The organism is Alteromonas sp. LOR, assembly GCF_000753865.1.
Lineage (GTDB): Bacteria > Pseudomonadota > Gammaproteobacteria > Enterobacterales > Alteromonadaceae > Alteromonas.
In genome coordinates, this window is record NZ_JQFW01000030.1 from 19,072 (window position 1) to 35,613 (window position 16,542).

The 16,542-nt window shown below is 44.6% G+C and carries 17 protein-coding genes and 1 other annotated feature; of the genes, 2 read left to right on the forward strand and 15 right to left on the reverse strand.

Features of this window, described 5'->3' with window-relative positions; genetic code table 11:
- Positions 1 to 106: 106 nt before the first annotated feature.
- Genes hisIE through hisG form a run of 8 tightly spaced genes read right to left on the reverse strand, consistent with a single transcriptional unit; the run spans position 107 to position 7,282 of the window.
- The gene (gene hisIE / locus JV36_RS0111010) at positions 107 to 724 is read right to left on the reverse strand and encodes a bifunctional phosphoribosyl-AMP cyclohydrolase/phosphoribosyl-ATP diphosphatase HisIE (protein WP_032095922.1); all 618 of its coding nucleotides are present in this window, start codon (positions 722 to 724) and stop codon (positions 107 to 109) included.
- Entirely contained in the window at positions 721 to 1,533 is an 813-nt protein-coding gene (hisF, locus tag JV36_RS0111015) for an imidazole glycerol phosphate synthase subunit HisF (RefSeq protein WP_032095923.1), read from the reverse strand. Before hisF ends, hisIE begins: the two co-directional genes overlap by 4 nt.
- Positions 1,515 to 2,252: a 1-(5-phosphoribosyl)-5-[(5-phosphoribosylamino)methylideneamino]imidazole-4-carboxamide isomerase gene (gene hisA / locus JV36_RS0111020; RefSeq protein ID WP_032095924.1), complete on the reverse strand. Its 738-nt coding sequence runs from the start codon at positions 2,250 to 2,252 to the stop codon at positions 1,515 to 1,517. Before hisA ends, hisF begins: the two co-directional genes overlap by 19 nt.
- Complete coding sequence (hisH, locus tag JV36_RS0111025) at positions 2,252 to 2,884, reverse strand: imidazole glycerol phosphate synthase subunit HisH (RefSeq protein ID WP_032095925.1); 633 nt, start codon at positions 2,882 to 2,884, stop codon at positions 2,252 to 2,254. Before hisH ends, hisA begins: the two co-directional genes overlap by 1 nt.
- The gene (gene hisB, locus JV36_RS0111030; RefSeq protein WP_032095926.1) at positions 2,884 to 3,954 is read right to left on the reverse strand and encodes a bifunctional histidinol-phosphatase/imidazoleglycerol-phosphate dehydratase HisB; all 1,071 of its coding nucleotides are present in this window, start codon (positions 3,952 to 3,954) and stop codon (positions 2,884 to 2,886) included. Before hisB ends, hisH begins: the two co-directional genes overlap by 1 nt.
- Positions 3,951 to 5,027, reverse strand: coding sequence for a histidinol-phosphate transaminase (gene hisC / locus JV36_RS0111035; RefSeq protein ID WP_032095927.1), 1,077 nt, complete (start codon positions 5,025 to 5,027; stop codon positions 3,951 to 3,953). The genes hisB and hisC overlap by 4 nt, the downstream gene beginning before the upstream one ends.
- Positions 5,027 to 6,367 (reverse strand): histidinol dehydrogenase, encoded by a 1,341-nt coding sequence (hisD, locus tag JV36_RS0111040; protein WP_032095928.1) that lies wholly within the window; start codon positions 6,365 to 6,367, stop codon positions 5,027 to 5,029. The genes hisC and hisD overlap by 1 nt, the downstream gene beginning before the upstream one ends.
- A gap of 12 nt (positions 6,368 to 6,379) precedes the next feature.
- The gene (gene hisG, locus JV36_RS0111045) at positions 6,380 to 7,282 is read right to left on the reverse strand and encodes an ATP phosphoribosyltransferase (RefSeq protein WP_032095929.1); all 903 of its coding nucleotides are present in this window, start codon (positions 7,280 to 7,282) and stop codon (positions 6,380 to 6,382) included.
- Between the two features lie 47 nt (positions 7,283 to 7,329).
- Positions 7,330 to 7,449 (reverse strand) — a sequence feature (His leader region).
- A 320-nt stretch (positions 7,450 to 7,769) separates the two neighbouring features.
- Between hisG and JV36_RS0111050 the strand changes: the two genes are divergently transcribed.
- On the forward strand, positions 7,770 to 8,021 hold the full coding sequence (locus tag JV36_RS0111050; protein WP_032095930.1) for a hypothetical protein: 252 nt from the start codon (positions 7,770 to 7,772) through the stop codon (positions 8,019 to 8,021).
- A 55-nt stretch (positions 8,022 to 8,076) separates the two neighbouring features.
- Here the strand turns inward: JV36_RS0111050 and JV36_RS0111055 are convergent, their stop codons facing one another.
- From JV36_RS0111055 to betB, 5 genes are all read right to left on the reverse strand, one after another.
- Positions 8,077 to 8,649, reverse strand: coding sequence for a YSC84-related protein (locus JV36_RS0111055; RefSeq protein ID WP_032095931.1), 573 nt, complete (start codon positions 8,647 to 8,649; stop codon positions 8,077 to 8,079).
- A 528-nt stretch (positions 8,650 to 9,177) separates the two neighbouring features.
- Positions 9,178 to 9,876 (reverse strand): TorF family putative porin, encoded by a 699-nt coding sequence (locus tag JV36_RS0111060; RefSeq protein WP_032095932.1) that lies wholly within the window; start codon positions 9,874 to 9,876, stop codon positions 9,178 to 9,180.
- Positions 9,877 to 9,880: 4 nt separating this feature from the next.
- Positions 9,881 to 11,098: a choline transporter gene (locus JV36_RS0111065; protein WP_032095933.1), complete on the reverse strand. Its 1,218-nt coding sequence runs from the start codon at positions 11,096 to 11,098 to the stop codon at positions 9,881 to 9,883.
- A 161-nt stretch (positions 11,099 to 11,259) separates the two neighbouring features.
- Positions 11,260 to 12,912, reverse strand: coding sequence for a choline dehydrogenase (betA, locus tag JV36_RS0111070; RefSeq protein WP_032095934.1), 1,653 nt, complete (start codon positions 12,910 to 12,912; stop codon positions 11,260 to 11,262).
- 8 nt (positions 12,913 to 12,920) lie between these two features.
- On the reverse strand, positions 12,921 to 14,384 hold the full coding sequence (gene betB, locus JV36_RS0111075; protein ID WP_032095935.1) for a betaine-aldehyde dehydrogenase: 1,464 nt from the start codon (positions 14,382 to 14,384) through the stop codon (positions 12,921 to 12,923).
- Between the two features lie 607 nt (positions 14,385 to 14,991).
- On the opposite strand from betB, the gene betI reads away from it, so the two are divergent.
- A complete protein-coding gene (gene betI, locus JV36_RS0111080) occupies positions 14,992 to 15,567 on the forward strand; it encodes a transcriptional regulator BetI (protein ID WP_235207824.1) in 576 nt (191 codons plus the stop codon).
- A 49-nt stretch (positions 15,568 to 15,616) separates the two neighbouring features.
- On the opposite strand, the gene JV36_RS0111085 is transcribed toward betI, so the two are convergent.
- Positions 15,617 to 15,862 carry a DUF6482 family protein gene (locus tag JV36_RS0111085; RefSeq protein WP_032095937.1) on the reverse strand — a complete coding sequence of 82 codons (246 nt, stop codon included), beginning with the start codon at positions 15,860 to 15,862 and terminating at the stop codon, positions 15,617 to 15,619.
- Between the two features lie 115 nt (positions 15,863 to 15,977).
- Positions 15,978 to 16,460, reverse strand: a complete 483-nt coding sequence (locus JV36_RS0111090; RefSeq protein WP_032095938.1) for a DUF2244 domain-containing protein — start codon at positions 16,458 to 16,460, stop codon at positions 15,978 to 15,980.
- Positions 16,461 to 16,542 lie beyond the last annotated feature (82 nt).

Sequence of the window (16,542 nt, forward strand, 5' to 3'; positions counted from 1 at the left end):
CCCTTATACTCACAAAAAAGCCCATCGTTATGATGGGCCTTTTGCGTAAATAAGCGCTTATCTAGGAGCTTTTTTAGCAGCTTATTTAAAAAGAAGCGTTAAGAAGTTACTTATGGCGCTCTTGTAATACGCTCAGCGCATCGTTTAGCGACATATCGCTGGCTTGTAACAGCACGGTGAGGTGATACAACAAATCAGCAGCTTCGTTTTTAAGCTCTTCTTTGTCGTGAACTGTTGCGGCTAACGCGGTCTCAACGCCTTCTTCACCCACTTTTTGCGCAATGCGTTTAATGCCTTTGTTATAGAGGCTGGCAGTATAGCTGCTTTTAGGGTCGGCTGTTTTACGTGATGCCAATACGCGCTCTAAGTCGGCTAGAAACGTAAACGCAGGCGTACTGCCTTCAAACCAGCAGCTTTCTACACCAGTGTGACAGGTCGGGCCGTTCGGGTTTGCTAATACTAGCAGTGAATCGCTATCGCAATCACACGCAACACTCACCAAATCTAACGTATTACCCGATACTTCTCCTTTCATCCACAAACGCTGTTTAGAGCGGCTGAAGAATGTAACTTTGCCACTTTCTAGGGTTTTGGCCAGTGCGTCTTGGTCCATATAGCCTTGCATTAACACTTTGCCAGATAATGCATCTTGCACAATCGCAGGCAAAAGATTATCCATCTTCTCCCAGGCCAAGGTATCGCTGTTTTCATTCGTAATGATCATGGGTTAACTCCTTCTGCTTGCGCTGTTAAGCCATGACGCTTGCGCATAGGGACGCCGTTGGCAGTTAACTCTGCTTTCAACTCGTCTATATTAATAATGTTTTTATGAAATACTGAGGCGGCAAGGGCCCCATCGACGTCAGCTTGCTGAAACACGTCGGTAAAGTGTGCAATTTCGCCTGCACCACCTGATGCTATTAACGGCACTTCGCACGCATCTCTTACCGCTTTAAGCTGTTTAACGTCGTAACCATTGCGTACGCCGTCTTGATTCATGCAGTTAAGCACGATTTCACCAGCACCACGAGACTGCACTTCTTTTATCCAGTCTATGGTTTGCCACTGACTTTTTTGAGTGCGGCTTTCATCACCAGTAAACTTGTACACTTCATACTGATTAGTGGCTTCGTTGTAAAAGCTATCAATACCGATAACCACGCATTGCTGACCGTAAACGTCGTGTAACGCGTTTATCAAATCAGGGTTATTGAGAGCAGGGGAGTTAATGGAGATTTTATCAGCGCCCATTTCCAGAATGCGCCCAGCATCTTCAATACTCTTGATGCCGCCAGCAACACAAAACGGAATATCAATTACCTGCGCAATGCGGCTTACCCAGCTTTTATCAACAACGCGAGCATCAGAGCTTGCCGTAATATCATAAAAGACCAGTTCGTCAGCGCCTGCCTTGGCGTATTGCTCAGCAAGTGGAACAATATCGCCAATTATTTCATGATTTCTAAACTGAACCCCTTTTACTACCTTGCCGTCGCGAACGTCTAAACAAGGAATTATGCGTTTTGCCAGCATGCGATAGCCTCCTTCACGGTAAACTTACCTTCGAGTAAAGCGCGACCTAAAATAACGCCATCAACCTTGGTTGGCTTTAAAACGGCAATGTCATTTAGGCTTCCAATACCACCAGAGGCCTGCCATTTCACATTAGGAAACTGAGCTGCCATTTCTTCATACAGCGCTTTATTTGCACCTTGTAAGGTACCGTCACGGCTTATGTCTGTGCACAACACGTGTTTAGCACCCACAGTAGAGAAATCGTCTAACAGCCCCTCAAGGGCAACGCCTGAGTTTTCTTGCCAGCCATGGGTGGCAATCAGTTTTTCGCCGCTTTCGCTGATATTAATATCTAAGGCAAGTACGATATGTTCTGGTCCGTACTTCTCAACCCAAGACTTCACTAGCTCAGGTTGTTTAACGGCAAGAGAGCCAATCACAACGCGACTTACACCCGTCTCAAGTAGCTGTGCTACCTCTTCTTCAGAGCGAATGCCGCCACCAGCCTGAAACTTCATGCGCTTGGTGTCTACCATAGATTTAATCAATGACAGTTGACGTTTGCTGGTATCTTTTGCACCCGTTAAGTCAACGATATGTAGCCACGTAGCGCCTTGGTCAGCATAGTCGTGTACTACTTCTACAGGGTCTAATTCGTATTGTGTCTTTTGCTCGTAATCGCCTTGGTAAAGACGAACCACGTGTCCGTCAATAAGATCAATCGCTGGAATTATCATTATAAGTTCACAAAGTTGGTAAGAAGTTGTGCGCCAGCCTCGCCGGAGCGCTCTGGGTGAAACTGCACGCCATAAAAATTGTTTTTATTAATGGCCGCAGAGAATGACCCGCCGTAATCGCAACGGGCAAGGGTATGAGCATAATCAGGCACGGCAAAGCTGTGTACAAAGTAGTAGTAGGTGTCTTGCGGTATGCCTTTAAACAGTTCATCGTCACTGTGCTGTACAGTGTTCCAGCCCATGTGAGGTAAACGCAAACCGTTAGCTTCCATGCGCGCTACGTGCCCGGGCATAAGCGAAAGACACGGAATATCACCACTCGTGTTATTCATTCCACCTTCCGCACTGCTGTCTACCATCAACTGCATGCCTAAACACACGCCTAATACTGGTTGAGTGAGAGACTGTAGTGTAGCAACAAGTTCTTTTTGTTTAATGCTCGCCATCGCAGCAGAAGCCGTTCCCACGCCAGGTAAAAACACTTTATCTGCGGCGGTGATAACGCTTTTATCATCAGACACTTCTACCTCTACCCCTAAACGCTCTAATGCAAATCGCACGGAAGAGATGTTGGCGCAGCCAGTATTGACAATAACTATTTTCTGTCGCTGGTTTGTGTTTACCACGGACATTACAGGGCTCCCTTACTGCTTGGTAGTGCGTCGCCTTTTAATGCAATGGCTTGACGCAGCGCGCGACCAAATACTTTAAATAAGCTTTCAACCTGATGGTGCGCATTACCTTCGCTTGTCGATAAGTGTAGAGATAAGCCCATACTTTGCGCTAAAGAATAGAAAAAGTGTGGCACCATTTCTGTGGCCATTTCACCCACTTGGTCACGGCTAAACTCCGCTTCAAATTTAAGGTGAGGGCGGTTTGAGATATCCATTATGCATTCTGCGCGACACTCATCCATAGGCAGTGCAAAGCCAAAGCGACCAATACCGCGTTTGTCTCCTAGCGCTTTTTTAAGGGCTTCTCCAATCGCTAGCGCGGTATCTTCAACGCTGTGGTGATCGTCAATGTGCAAATCGCCATCTACAGACACATTAAGCTGAAAGCCACCGTGAACGGCAATTTGATCGAGCATATGATCGAAAAAGCCAAGCCCCGTGTGAATAGCCGATTTCTCTTGAGAGTCTAAATCTACACGCACTCTAATATCGGTTTCAGACGTAGTACGAACCACTTCTGCAATACGAGACGAAGCAAGAATGGTCTTTTGAACTGTGTTCCAGTCAAGGTTGTCGCGGTTGTATTGCAGCGCCTTAATTCCCATATTTTCAGCAAGCTGAACGTCGGTCATTCTGTCGCCAATCACATAAGAGCGGGTAAAGTCTACTTTGCCTTGCTGAAGGTAGTCTTTCACCATACCAAGCTTGGGTTTACGGCAGGTGCAGTTGTCTTCATCAAAATGTGGGCAAATAAGCACGTCGTCAAAGGTAACACCTTGGCTTTCAAAAATGCCCATCATGGCATTATGCGCTAGGTCAAAGTCTTTTTGAGGGAAGCTGTCAGTACCTAAACCGTCTTGGTTAGTTACCATTACCAGCTTAAACCCTGCTGCTTTGAGTTTTAACAGTACCGGTATAACGTTTGGCTCGAAGACCAGTTTTTCTAAACTGTCTAATTGCTTATCTACAGGCGGTTCTTCGACAAGAGTGCCGTCGCGGTCTATAAATAGTATGGCTTGCTGACTCATGCCCCGTCCTCATTTATAAAATCATTTATTAATTGCATTAATCGTAAATTTTGTTCTTCGCTACCAATGCTCACTCGTAGGCAGTTAGTAAGATTAAGCTGTTTAGACTGATCGCGTATCAGCATTCCTTTTGATACTAAGTACTGCATTAGCGCTGCAGACTTTGCATATCTAAATAGGATGAAGTTTGCCTTCCTGTCACCAACTAGATGAATGCCATCAATTTCTGACAGCGCAGTGGCAAGTATCTCTTTCTCGCGATTAATCGTGTCTACCTGCAGTTGTAAAAGCGTTAACGACTCTGTGGACAGTGCTTTTCCTGCAATTTGAGCAACCGGCTCAGGAATAGGGTAGGGCGCTATGACTTTCAGCAGTGCCTGAATAACAGGCTCTTGGGCTAAGGTAAATCCACAGCGAAGCCCTGCTAACGCAAAAGCCTTCGACAATGTGCGCAGTATAACAAGATTAGGGTAGGCCTCTAGGTCATTTGCCCAGGTGTTGTCGGCATCAAACTCAATGTAGGCTTCGTCTACTACCACTAACGCTTTATCTGCAAAGTGAGTTAACACTTGTTTAATGTCATCTCGAGCAACCTGGGTGCCGGTTGGGTTGTTAGGCGCACAAATAAACACAACATTGACGTCGTCGGTAGCGCAAACGCCATCTACGTCTAAGCTAAAGTCTTCGTTAAGCGGTACTTTTTTCACACCCACATTGCAGGTTTCAGCGCTTATTGCGTACATACCATAGGTAGGGGGACAAATAAGAATATTGTCTTTACCTGGCGTACAAAAAGTTCGAATGAGTAGCTCAATACCTTCATCGGCGCCGCGCGTAACAATAAGGTTGCTACTCTCGACACCCGCGTAAGTGGCATAACCATTCACAACATTGTTTGGCTGGCATGAAGGGTAGCGATTAAAGTTGCTGCTATCTACCGCGTAGTCGTTAGCATAGGGCGATTCATTCGCGTTTAACCAATCTTGCCCGCCAGAAAATAAACGTCGAGCAGACTCGTACGGCTTCAGGGGCACTAAATTTTCATTAATCAGCGTGTCTACTAAGCGGGACATTAGGCGTTGCTCCCATTATTGACATCAGCGTCATTGGAAGTGTCGTTCATGCCAAGCTTGTTCATACGAAGCGCCACAGCCTGCTCGTGAGCATCTAACCCTTCTGCTTTAGCGAGGGTCATGATTGCTGGACCAAGGTTGCGCATACCGTCGGCTGATAACTCTTGAATCGTGTAGCGGCGCATAAAGTCTAACAAGCCTAAACTTGAGTAGTTTTTCGCATAGCCATAAGTAGGCAAAACGTGATTGGTGCCTGATGCATAATCCCCTGCTGATTCCGGCGACCATGGGCCCAGAAAAATAGAGCCTGCGTATTTTATTTTTGGCAAATAGCTTCGTGCATCTTCAATTTGAACAATCAAGTGTTCCGCCGCATAAGCATTGCTTGCTTCTATTGCTTCGTCTATGGAACTGGCCAAAATATAACGTGCGTTTTCCATGGCCGGTCTGGCTATTTCAGCGCGAGACAAAGTAGCAAGCTGTCGTTCAACAGCGGCTTTCGCTGCGTCGATTAATTCACGGCTATCACTGACTAAAATTGCCTGTGAGTCTGGACCATGTTCGGCCTGAGAGAGTAAGTCGGCGGCAACAAATTCAGCATCAGCAAATTTATCTGCCAGTACCAAGACCTCAGAAGGGCCCGCCGGCATATCGATTGCCGCACCATCAGCACGTTGACTCACTTGCTGTTTAGCTTCGGTAACAAAGCTGTTTCCAGGGCCAAAAATCTTATCAACCTGTGGAATACTTTCAGTGCCTAATGCCATTGCTGCGACGGCCTGAGCGCCTCCGCATAAAAATATTTTGTCAATGCCGCATTTGCGAGCAGCATAGGCAATTTCAGGTGCAATGCGCTGCTGTTTATTGGGCGGAGTACATAAGAGCTTGCGCTCACACCCGGCCACAAGCGCAGGCACACCAAGCATCAATACGGTAGATGGCAAAGGTGCACTGCCGCCTGGAATATATAAACCAACGGCATCCAAAGCAGTAAAGCGAAGCTCACACTGCACGCCAGGCGTTGTTGTCAGTGAAATATCAGAAGGTATCTGCGCTTCGTGGAACTGCTTAATATTGTCAAAAGCGGTATCGATAGCGTTGGCTACTTCTACACTTACCTTCGAGGCCAATTCATCAATGTCGCTATGCGAAAGCACTAGCGACTGTAAATCAGGGCAATCAAATTTGCGGGTGTAATCTAAAACCGCACTGTCGCCTTTGGCCTCAACGTTAGCGATAATCTCGCTAACGGTTAGTTTAAGTTGCTGGCTATTGGCCATAGCCGGGCGCGAGAGCGCCTGTTTTTTCTCATCATTAGAAAGAGATGACCAAGTAATCATAATAGTCTGCCTTTAGCCCATCATTTTTTCGATTGGCATTACAAGAATAGAGCTACAACCAAGGGCTTTTAATTTTTCCATGGTTTCCCAGAATAAGGTCTCTGTTGATACTACATGGATAGCCACTTGTTCTTCATTGCCTGCAAGAGGAAGTACAGTTGGGTTTTCAGCGCCTGGTAACAAGCTTTTCACTTGCTCTAAATACGCCTTTGGTGCGTGAAGCATGATGTACTTACTTTCTTTCGCTAACAGCACACCGTCTACGCGAGGCATCATACGATTGATCAATGCTTGTTTCTCATCGCTCATTTCGCCGCCAACGCGCTTAATCAATACCGCTTTGGAGCGGAAAATTTCTTCTTTTTCAACTAATCCGTTAGCTTCTAACGTGGCGCCAGTGGACACTAGGTCACAAATAGCGTCTGCAACGCCAGCGCGAGGAGCAACTTCTACAGAACCCGTAAGCATGACGGCTTTTGCGTTAATACCTTGTTCTTCGAAATAACGTTCAAGAAGGTAAGGGTAGGTTGTTGCCACTTCTTTGCCATCAAGAGATTGAACACCATCGTAATCCATCTCATTAGGTACCGCGATGGATAAGCGACAGCCACCATAGTCTAGACGACGAAGAGTTTCGTATTCAAAAGGCTTTCCTGCAGCTTTTCGCTCAAGAGACTTTTCTTCTAACTCGTTCTCGCCAATAAAGCCTAAGTCAACCACACCGTCCATGACTAAGCCCGGAATGTCGTCATCACGCACGCGCAATAAATCAATAGGTTCGTTTGTAGAATGCGCAATCAGCAGACGATCACGAATATTGAGTTTTATGCCGATTGCCTTTAATAGTGCAATGCTGTCATCGCTCAAGCGGCCTGATTTCTGTACGGCAATTCGAAGTCTTTTGCTGTTACTCATTAAAACGTTCCTTACACATGTTGTGTTTACTTGTGATTGCGCAAAACATAAAAAACCCCCGGAAGTTTCCTTCCGAGGGCCGAGAATTTTTTATCTGCGCCATTGGAAGGAGACATAGACCTTCCAGCACGAACCTGAAAGGTTATGCTATGTGGTGATGGTGGTGTTTTGCAGCGCAATTGATCATTTTGAAAAAATATGTCCTGAAATTTAACGAGCGAAACATTAGCGGTTTGAGGCAAAATTTGCAAGGCTAAAGTGAACTCTTTGGCTGCAATACGTACAAATTAATAGGCATATAGTAAAACTTTTTGATCTGAGCGAAAGTAAATCTTTTTAAGCTGTGCTTAAATGGTTGTTATCTTGAAACAGATATGCCTTTATTCGGCGAGGCTTTTAATAGTGGAAGATTCTGTTAGTTACAGAGTTTATCGTTTTATTGGGTTAAGGTTTAAATAGGCGAAGACACAGCGGAGATACAATTATTATGAGTAACGACTTATTGTTTCCTATTTTACCGCGCAATACGAAGATTGTGATTGAAGAAGACAAGCGTGTAAAAAAAGTGGAAAAATCAAAAAAATCTGAGCACCTCTCTGAAGAAGATAGCGACCAGTTCGATGAAGTAAATCGCGCCGATGCGTTAGAGTACGCAACCAAGCACAGACACGAAACTAATAAGAAGGACGGCGACGTTAATAACGAAGGGGGGTTAAAGCATATCGACGTAGACGTTTGATAACCGGCAAACACATTATCTGTTTGCCGCTCATCAAACGTTCTAATACCACTGATTAGTTAAGTGTTTTGTCTACCCAAAACTTTGTACCTTTAACGGTAGCTTGCAGCGCCAATCCGCTTTCAGTCATGGTATACACAGTGACATCACCTAAATAACCTTCACCCTCAGCAGATGCGCCTTTGTTTCCAGCCTTAGCCGCTGCGTCAGCATTTGTACCTAATGTCCAGCCATTCTCAATAAAGTACGACATGGCTTTTTGCGAGTGGAAGACCATGACAATGCGATAGTCTTTAGCGCCTAAACCAAAGCCCACGCCTCCTTCAGCCATATTCATATAGGTTTTATTACCCGTTGCATTGTTGTTTACCACACCGTAACCCGTTCCTGCGGCAAAAAACACAACGTTTACATTAGCATTGGTAAAAACCGCATATCCCGCAGCATTTTGTAACTGTGAGCGCGTGTCGGGCTTTTCGCTGTAAAGACGGGTTAATGCATTTTGCTGCATGTCCAAAATAGCCTGTCTTTTTTCAGCAACACTTCCGTCTCCCATTGAGGCACAAGCGCCAAGCATAAAAATTGCAGCGAAAATCCATGCGTAAGAAGCTAACCATCTGAATTTCATATTTTTCTCCATAACGTATTCGTCTTGTTTATTACTAGGTGAAAACGGGAAATGTCTTCAACTTATTGGTGTACAGCACTATTAAAATCATTTTTCATTTATCTACACGTGCTCTATGCATTTACTCTGCCAGCTAATAGCTTGTCGAAATTCATGTGCACTGTGTTTTTGAGTTCAACGAATAGAATTAGTTGCACTATTTAAGAATAAACGCTGCCAGAGTGTCACGGCTGATGTCGCTAAAAGCAGGTGGTGTCGTTTTAAAGAACTTTAATACGATAGAAGGTAAATACGATAGAAGGTAAATATGAGAACTGGCTGCAGAGAAACTGCATAAGTGGCGCGCAGTAAAAGCGTCGTGGTGTTGGTGTAATGTAAAAGGATGAAATAAGCTGAGCGCAAATCATTGGGTTTAATAAACCGTGATGTTGACGAAATGGCTCAGCTTAGTTTTTACGGTAGCGCTTACGTAAAAGCTAACGGTAAAGCTAACGCAAAAGCTAGCGTTAGAATTACCGTTCTAGCGAATTAAAAGCTAAAAGTGCGAGAAATAGAAAATACGACTCGCTCATCAGCAGTGTCATAATCCAGATTCGTATTTTCCGCCGCCACTTCTATAGCAAAATTTTGATAACTCGTTTGATATGCAAGGCGATAGTGGTAATACGACGTTCCATCATCTTGCCATAGCCACTTGTCACCATCTAAAGAGTTAGACACATCGAAACTTGCCCGCAGGTTATGGTTCGGTGCAAGCTCAAAGGTATGGGCCACCATTGCAATAGCGTGTCCGCCACCGGTACCAAAATAGTCCCAGCTATACCAAAAGTTAAGCTCTGAGTTACCGTAGTCATTGGCCATACCAAATTTGGTATATACCTCAGGGTAGTTACCGGCACTGGAGTTATCACCCCCGTGATAGGAGTAGTACGCGATGCCGTAGTCTATGCTAACAGCATCGGTCAGCGTGAGATATCGCCCTACATAAAAATCCCATTCCACGTTAGTGTCGCCACCAAAATCTACATTAGATGCCCATGTTCCTGCGTAAGTGCCGTTGGTAAAGGCTTTGTCTAAACCTCCCTGAATGGCTGGGTCGTTTTGTGTCTGGCTTACGCCATTAAAAGTATAATCAGACACGCCAGATATATTGGCACTCCAATTTGCAAATGAAGGCGTGGCGAAAAGCGCTGCTAGTGCAGCAAAAAATGATACTACTATTTTCATATTATTAGTTTACGTTCTCTATTTTTGTGAAATCGATTTTGTTTTCTTTAGGCGATGTTGTGATTGTGGTCACCGACTTGAACCGCTTGCTCATAATGAACGCGAAGCAACCAAAGAAAAGGGCTATAACCAGTGCGCCTACCCATTGAATTTGCAAAAAGTTGAGCTTAAACAACAGGGTAAGTAGTGACAAAGCCAGCACATTCAACGCTATATAATTTGTCTTACCCAAACGCGCCACCGTAATGTTGAGGTTGTCGGTATAAAGTCGTATGAGTGAGTCAAGCGAGTTGATAACAAATACAACACCCACAAACACCATAGCCATATTAACTAAGCCGTCAGTTGGAATGCCCGCACTGTGATAGTGATAAAGCACGGCGAACCAAGCACCAATTGGAATGGATGGAAATACCAGCATTGCCAATAGCACCTGATAGGTACGAAGCCCACCCACAAAGCGCGAAGTGAACTGGCCAATCATAATGCTCCAGGCAAACCACCAAAATAGATAGAACTCGTGATACTCATTTATTGGCAAAACAAAGTGATGCAAATTCGCAAAGTATCCGCCAATTAAACCCATGTTGGTCATGTACTGAGTTAATTCGCCTTCACCGAAGATAAATGCGCTTGCCCACATTCCTACAATAAGTGCAATAAATACCCACGTGGTGGTTATGCTTAAGATGCGAACGTATTTAATGTTGGTGCTTGAATAAACAGCAAAGGCAATTGAAGCAAAAACAATAAGATAGAACTCTGGCACCAGTGACTCTCCGTCACCTAGCATGGGTAAATACCATGGCAAATTCGACAGTAGTAGGAACGCAGTAAATGCGCAGGTGCCAATAATCACCACGTTATTTATAAATTTAACCACAGGAATTTCGAAGAATTTGACCTTCGGCTCTACTACGCAGAAATAAAAACAAGTTAAAAAGTAAAACGCCCAAATGAAGAAACCCCAAAATCCAAATTCAATGGCGAGTGGATTGGTGAATGCATATTCAGGACTTGCGCTTATGTCAGCATAGCCAGCGAACTCGGTAAGCGGAAACATGATCAGTCCCACATCGAGCCCAGAGGTAAAAAGAATGGCAATAAAGGTAAAAGTTTTGACCGGAGTTACTCCCACTACCTTCATATTGCCCCATTTAAAGACAATATAGGCCACTGAAAGTAAGGTGAATAGAATGCCTGCACTAAGCCATGCCGTCATTGTCACCCTCCCAATACTGATAAAAATGTAACATCTTTTTTCCTTTTTTTAGTTATCAAGTGCTCACATCAAATACGCACAAACCGTGCACGTTTAACCTTGTGAGCGCGTTGCGATAAAATACCCGCAAGCGGTTATAAACATAGCGTCAACACACGCTGTTAGCGCTGGGCATGCTGCCAGTTCGAATTTATGTGAACCTGTGCGTTGCTGCGAGGTAGCGGTTCTTTGCCTAAAATTATGTCGGCGGCTTTCTCTGCCACCATAATGGTAGGGGCGTTAAGGTTACCGTTTGGAATAGTCGGAAATATGGAAGAGTCAACAACTCGAAGGCCACTTATGCCATGTACTTCTGTGTTTGAATTAACGACTGCCATATCGTCCTCACCCATTTTGCAAGAACAGGATGGGTGATAGGCGCTTTCGACTGCTTGTCGTACAAACGCATCAATTTGCTCGTCTGTTTGAACATGTTCCCCAGGCTGAATTTCGCCATCGCTAAATGCCTCAAAAGCAGGCTGCGAGATAATCTCTCGGGTTAGCCTTACGCAAGCGCGGAACCCTTCTATATCATCTTGATGCTCTAAATAATTAAAGCGAATGTTTGGAGCAACGGTAGGGTCGCTTGACACTACCGACACACTGCCACGGCTTTTCGGTTTATTGTGACCAACATGAACCTGAAACCCGTCGCCATCAAAGGCTGATTTACCGTCATATCGTATTGCTGCTGGCAAGAAGTGATATTGAATGTCTGGCCATTCGACGCCTGCTTTAGAACGAATAAATGCACATGATTCAAAATGGTTTGTAGCGCCAAGTCCTGAGCGATTCACTAACCACTGAGCGCCAATCATGCCTTTAGATATAACATCTAGTTTGCGATTAAGAGTAATAGGCTTTTTGCACTTGTACTGAAAGTAAAACTCAAGATGATCTTGTAAATTCTTTCCTACGCCAGGTAAATGATGAAGCGTATCAATGCCTGCGTTACTCAACACCTCAGTATCACCAATGCCTGATAGCTGTAAAATATGCGGTGAACCAATTGAGCCCGCGCTTAAAATAACCTCTTCAGCGCACGATGCTATTTGGGTTTCGCCTTTCACACGGTACTCAACACCTTTTGCAACTTTGTTGTCTAGTATTACCTTAGTCACAAGGGCGCCGGTGACTATGGTTAAATTGCTGCGAAATTTAATAGGGTCGAGATACTCTCGGCTGGTTGAGCTTCTCACTCCGCCTTTTACCGTCATGTGCATTGGGCCGAAGCCTTCTTGCTGCTGGCCATTGTAGTCGCTGGTGATATCGTACCCGGCTTGCTCTCCAGCTTTAACGAACGCGCCGTAAAGCGGGTTCTTCATTTCATTACCGTTATTTACGCCAATGTTGCCAGTGTCGCCACGATATGTGTCCGTGCCTTTGTACCAGGTTTCCGCTTTTTGAAAGTAGGGCAGGCACGACTGATAATCCCAGTTTTTGGCGCCGTGTTGCTCCCATTCATCAAAATCTTTCGCGTGGCCGCGCACATACACCATGCCGTTAATGGATGATGAACCACCCAACACCTTGCCGCGAGGACAGTGCATTTCGCGATTGTCTAAATAAGGCTCTTGTTCCGTTTGAAACTGCCACGCGTACTTTTCAGTATTCATGGGAATTGAGAGCGCAGTGGGCATTTTTATAAAGATGCTTTTGTCAGAACCGCCGGTTTCTAAAAGCAAAACCTTATTCGTGGGGTTTGCAGATAGTCTGTTCGCCAGCACGCAACCGGCCGAGCCAGCACCAACAATAATATAATCATACATAGTCATAGCGGCTCCTAAAACGGGCTTTCAATGTCAGTCATACCCACATAAACAGACTTGGTCTGTGTGTAGCTATTAAGTGTTTCAACGCCGTTTTCACGACCTACACCCGACTGTTTATAACCACCTACTGGCATTTCAGCGGGTGAATTTCCGTAGCTATTAATCCAACATATTCCGGCTTTTAGCTGGTGGATAACACGGTGAGCCCGCTGAATGTTTTGGCTAAACACACCTGCGGCAAGGCCTAAAACGGTATCGTTTGCACGAGAAATAACCTCTTGCTCATCGTCAAACACAAGTACACTCATCACTGGCCCAAAAATCTCTTCTTTCACGATAGTCATGTCGTCCGTACAGTCTGTAAATACTGTGGGCGCGACAAAAAAGCCATTAGGTGCTGATTCAGGAGATAGGGTGTGGCCGCCAGTTAATAGGGTCGCACCTTCTTGTTTACCTTTTTCGATGTAACTTAACACCAGGTTGCGATGATTTTCTGAGATTAACGCGCCTAAGTTCACTTCTGGGTCGAGAGGATCACCGGCAATGATGTTGCTGTTGGTACGTGAAATAAGTTCATCAACAAACGATTGATACACCGAGCGGTGCACAAAAACTCGGGTGCAGTTAGTGCATACTTCGCCTTGGGTATAAAAGTTACCAAGCATAGCTGCACTCACCGCTTGGCTTACATTGGCATCGTCAAACACAATAAGGGGGGACTTGCCGCCAAGTTCCATCGTGACATCTTTAAGATTAGAGGCGGCGCTTTGCATTACTTTTTTGCCCGTGCCCACTTCGCCGGTAAACGACACCTTCTCAATATCAGGGTGTGTTGTCAGCCACTGCCCAACTTCTGCAGCGCCCTGTACAACATTGAAGACACCATCGGGTACGCCGGCTTCCGTAAATATTTCGGCTAACTTTATAGCACCAAGAGGCGTTTCTTCAGATGGTTTGAAAATACATGCGTTGCCAGCGGCTAGGGCAGGGCCAGACTTCCAGCATGCAATTTGAAGAGGGTAGTTCCACGCACCGATACCCGCACAAATACCAAGCGCCTCTTTACGGGTGTAGAAAAAATCGCTGCCTACCTGTTGTTGCGAGCCTAATTGAGTTGGAGCAAGGCCTGCAAAATACTCGATTACATCGGCACCTGTTTCAACATCAACGCAATTTGCCTCTTGAATAGGTTTTCCGGTATCAAGTACTTCTACTGTTGCTAATTCATCGTTTCGTTCACGTAATAGCGCCACGGCTTTGTTTAAAATACGGGTGCGCTCGATAGGCGTCATAGTGGACCATTTCTCAAATCCGGCTTTTGCGCTTTCAATAGCCTGCTTCTGCACAAACTCATCAGCAACTTCAACGTGGTATATCACTTTACCTGTTGCTGGATTAGTAACAGAAAACGTTTCTCTGCTTTTATTCGCGAGAGCTTTACCGTGAATGTAATTCTGATAAGTAGGTAATGACATTGATAAGTTCCTAAAGTTGCTGGTTAACCATTGTGAACAGTCGCTGACAGACAGTGCTTCAATTGAAAAAAACTACTGCATAACACTACGGGGCACTTCTTACCTAAGCGTATGAAAGTCCGTCGATTTACTATTTTCAGCGGCCATTTAAACCCATGTTAAACGACGTATTTTATTTTGATTGACCATTCAATAAAGAATAAATTGTATAGTGTTCTAACTATTGATTCAAGTTGGTGTGCTGGTTTTTGTCCGTGAAACGTGTGATTTCTCAATGCTTTTTAATATGTAACTTTTTGTATTTTATTGTTTTTATCATGGTTTGGTTAGTGCGTGAACTTTATTTATATAAACTGAAATGCACATAAAATACTTAGTGCTAACAGTATTTTTAATGTTGAATTTACCTTCGCACTCCCTTCGCACTTTGCCTCTTTAAAATAGTAGGCTCAACTACTGACATAGTAAGGGCGCGTTGCGACTTTTAATCGTGGTAACATATTAGTAGGTAACATATTTACAGTTAGCTTATTGGTAATAGCTTAACTGCAGTAACGCAGTTAAGGTCATTACAAGTAGTCATTGGATAAATATTTGGAGTTCTAGCATGCCCAAGGTGGGAATGGAGCCGGTTCGCAAAAAGCAATTAATTGAAGCGACATTAGAAGTGATGACAGAGGTTGGCTATCACGGGACAACGATTAGCTTAATTAGCAAAAAAGCGGGATTGTCATCGGGGATCGTGAGCCATTACTTTGGAGACAAGCAGGGGCTTATAGAAGCGACGATGCGGCATCTATTGGAAGCGCTGAAAATAACCACCCATATTGCCGACCCGCTAGAGCGGATAGACTTTATTATTGAAAATAACTTTTCGCAAACACAGGGCGCAAGTTCGGCGACAAATACGTGGTTTAACTTTTGGGCGCTGTCATTGCACAATAAAGGCTTGCACAGGTTACAGTGCATTAACCACAGGCGCCTTGAAAGTAATTTAGCGTACAGTTATCGACAGCTTTTACCGCCCAATGAAGCAAAAAACGCAGCAGCGTCAACCGCTGCGCTTATCGATGGCTATTGGCTGCGTTATTCCATGGGAAGCGTTGGCAACGGCAACTTCGAAGAGCCGGTAGTGAGAATTAAGCAATACGTAAGAGACACTATCAATCTCTTTGCTGGCTGAAGGCCTAATCGGTAAACCATCGGCAATAAAAAAGAACCTTAACGGTTCTCTATAATTCAATTTCCAGCTCTAGTGCGCCTGGGTGATCGGTCTGGCCAACCATTTCTTCATAGGGTGTATTTTGTCTTAGCCACACGTGTTCAAAAGATTGTGTGTCGAAATGCTCCCTTATTTCATTCAAACAATGAAATGTCTTTGGTTGCGAACTCTTGTCCCTTACAAGTGCACGGGATGCTCCGACACCGGTAGATGCAAGATAGTTACCGCCTTCTAGTGATTCAATGTACAAGTTCATAGCTGAATTTCTCCTTAACGTTACCTAATGCTTAGTCGAAATATTTGAAAAGTGATCATTAATTATGATTCATTTATATAAACCGACGCGCCGCCGTGGCTAAATCTGGCAGCAGCTACCACCATTTATTGCTGCATCTCAGTAGGCCTGCCGATGTCAGGTGTGTAGAGAGTTGGTCTTTATCTGATTCGTTTAAAAAACTGCCAACCTCACACTCACATAAATCGTCTTTTAAAATAATTCGGGGTAACCGGCCAAAACGGGTGTCCTCAATAAAATAGAGATAGGACGCGGTTTTGTTCAACATCCAGCGATTACCTTGGGAGGTGGTAATTTCGATAGTCGCTGGGGTAATGGTGATATCTTCCCATCGATAGGTTGCGCGAGAGGTAATATACATAACACAAATGAGTGCAAATACTTCAGCGCCAGCAAAAGGAAGGATTACCCATGCACCCGCTACAGCCCAAGCGGTCGCTATTGAACTAATAAATAGCGCAAAGGCTAGCATAAGAAACTTTGTCTGCTTCCACGTGGCAGACCTATTCGGCGTTATATGAATAACGGTGTCGTTATTTTCTGTTGATACTACTATCATGTCGCTGCGTTAACGATACGGCCGTGAAAACAAACATGAAGCCTTATACGTATCGATTTAAGCATTTAGATTGAAATTTGTT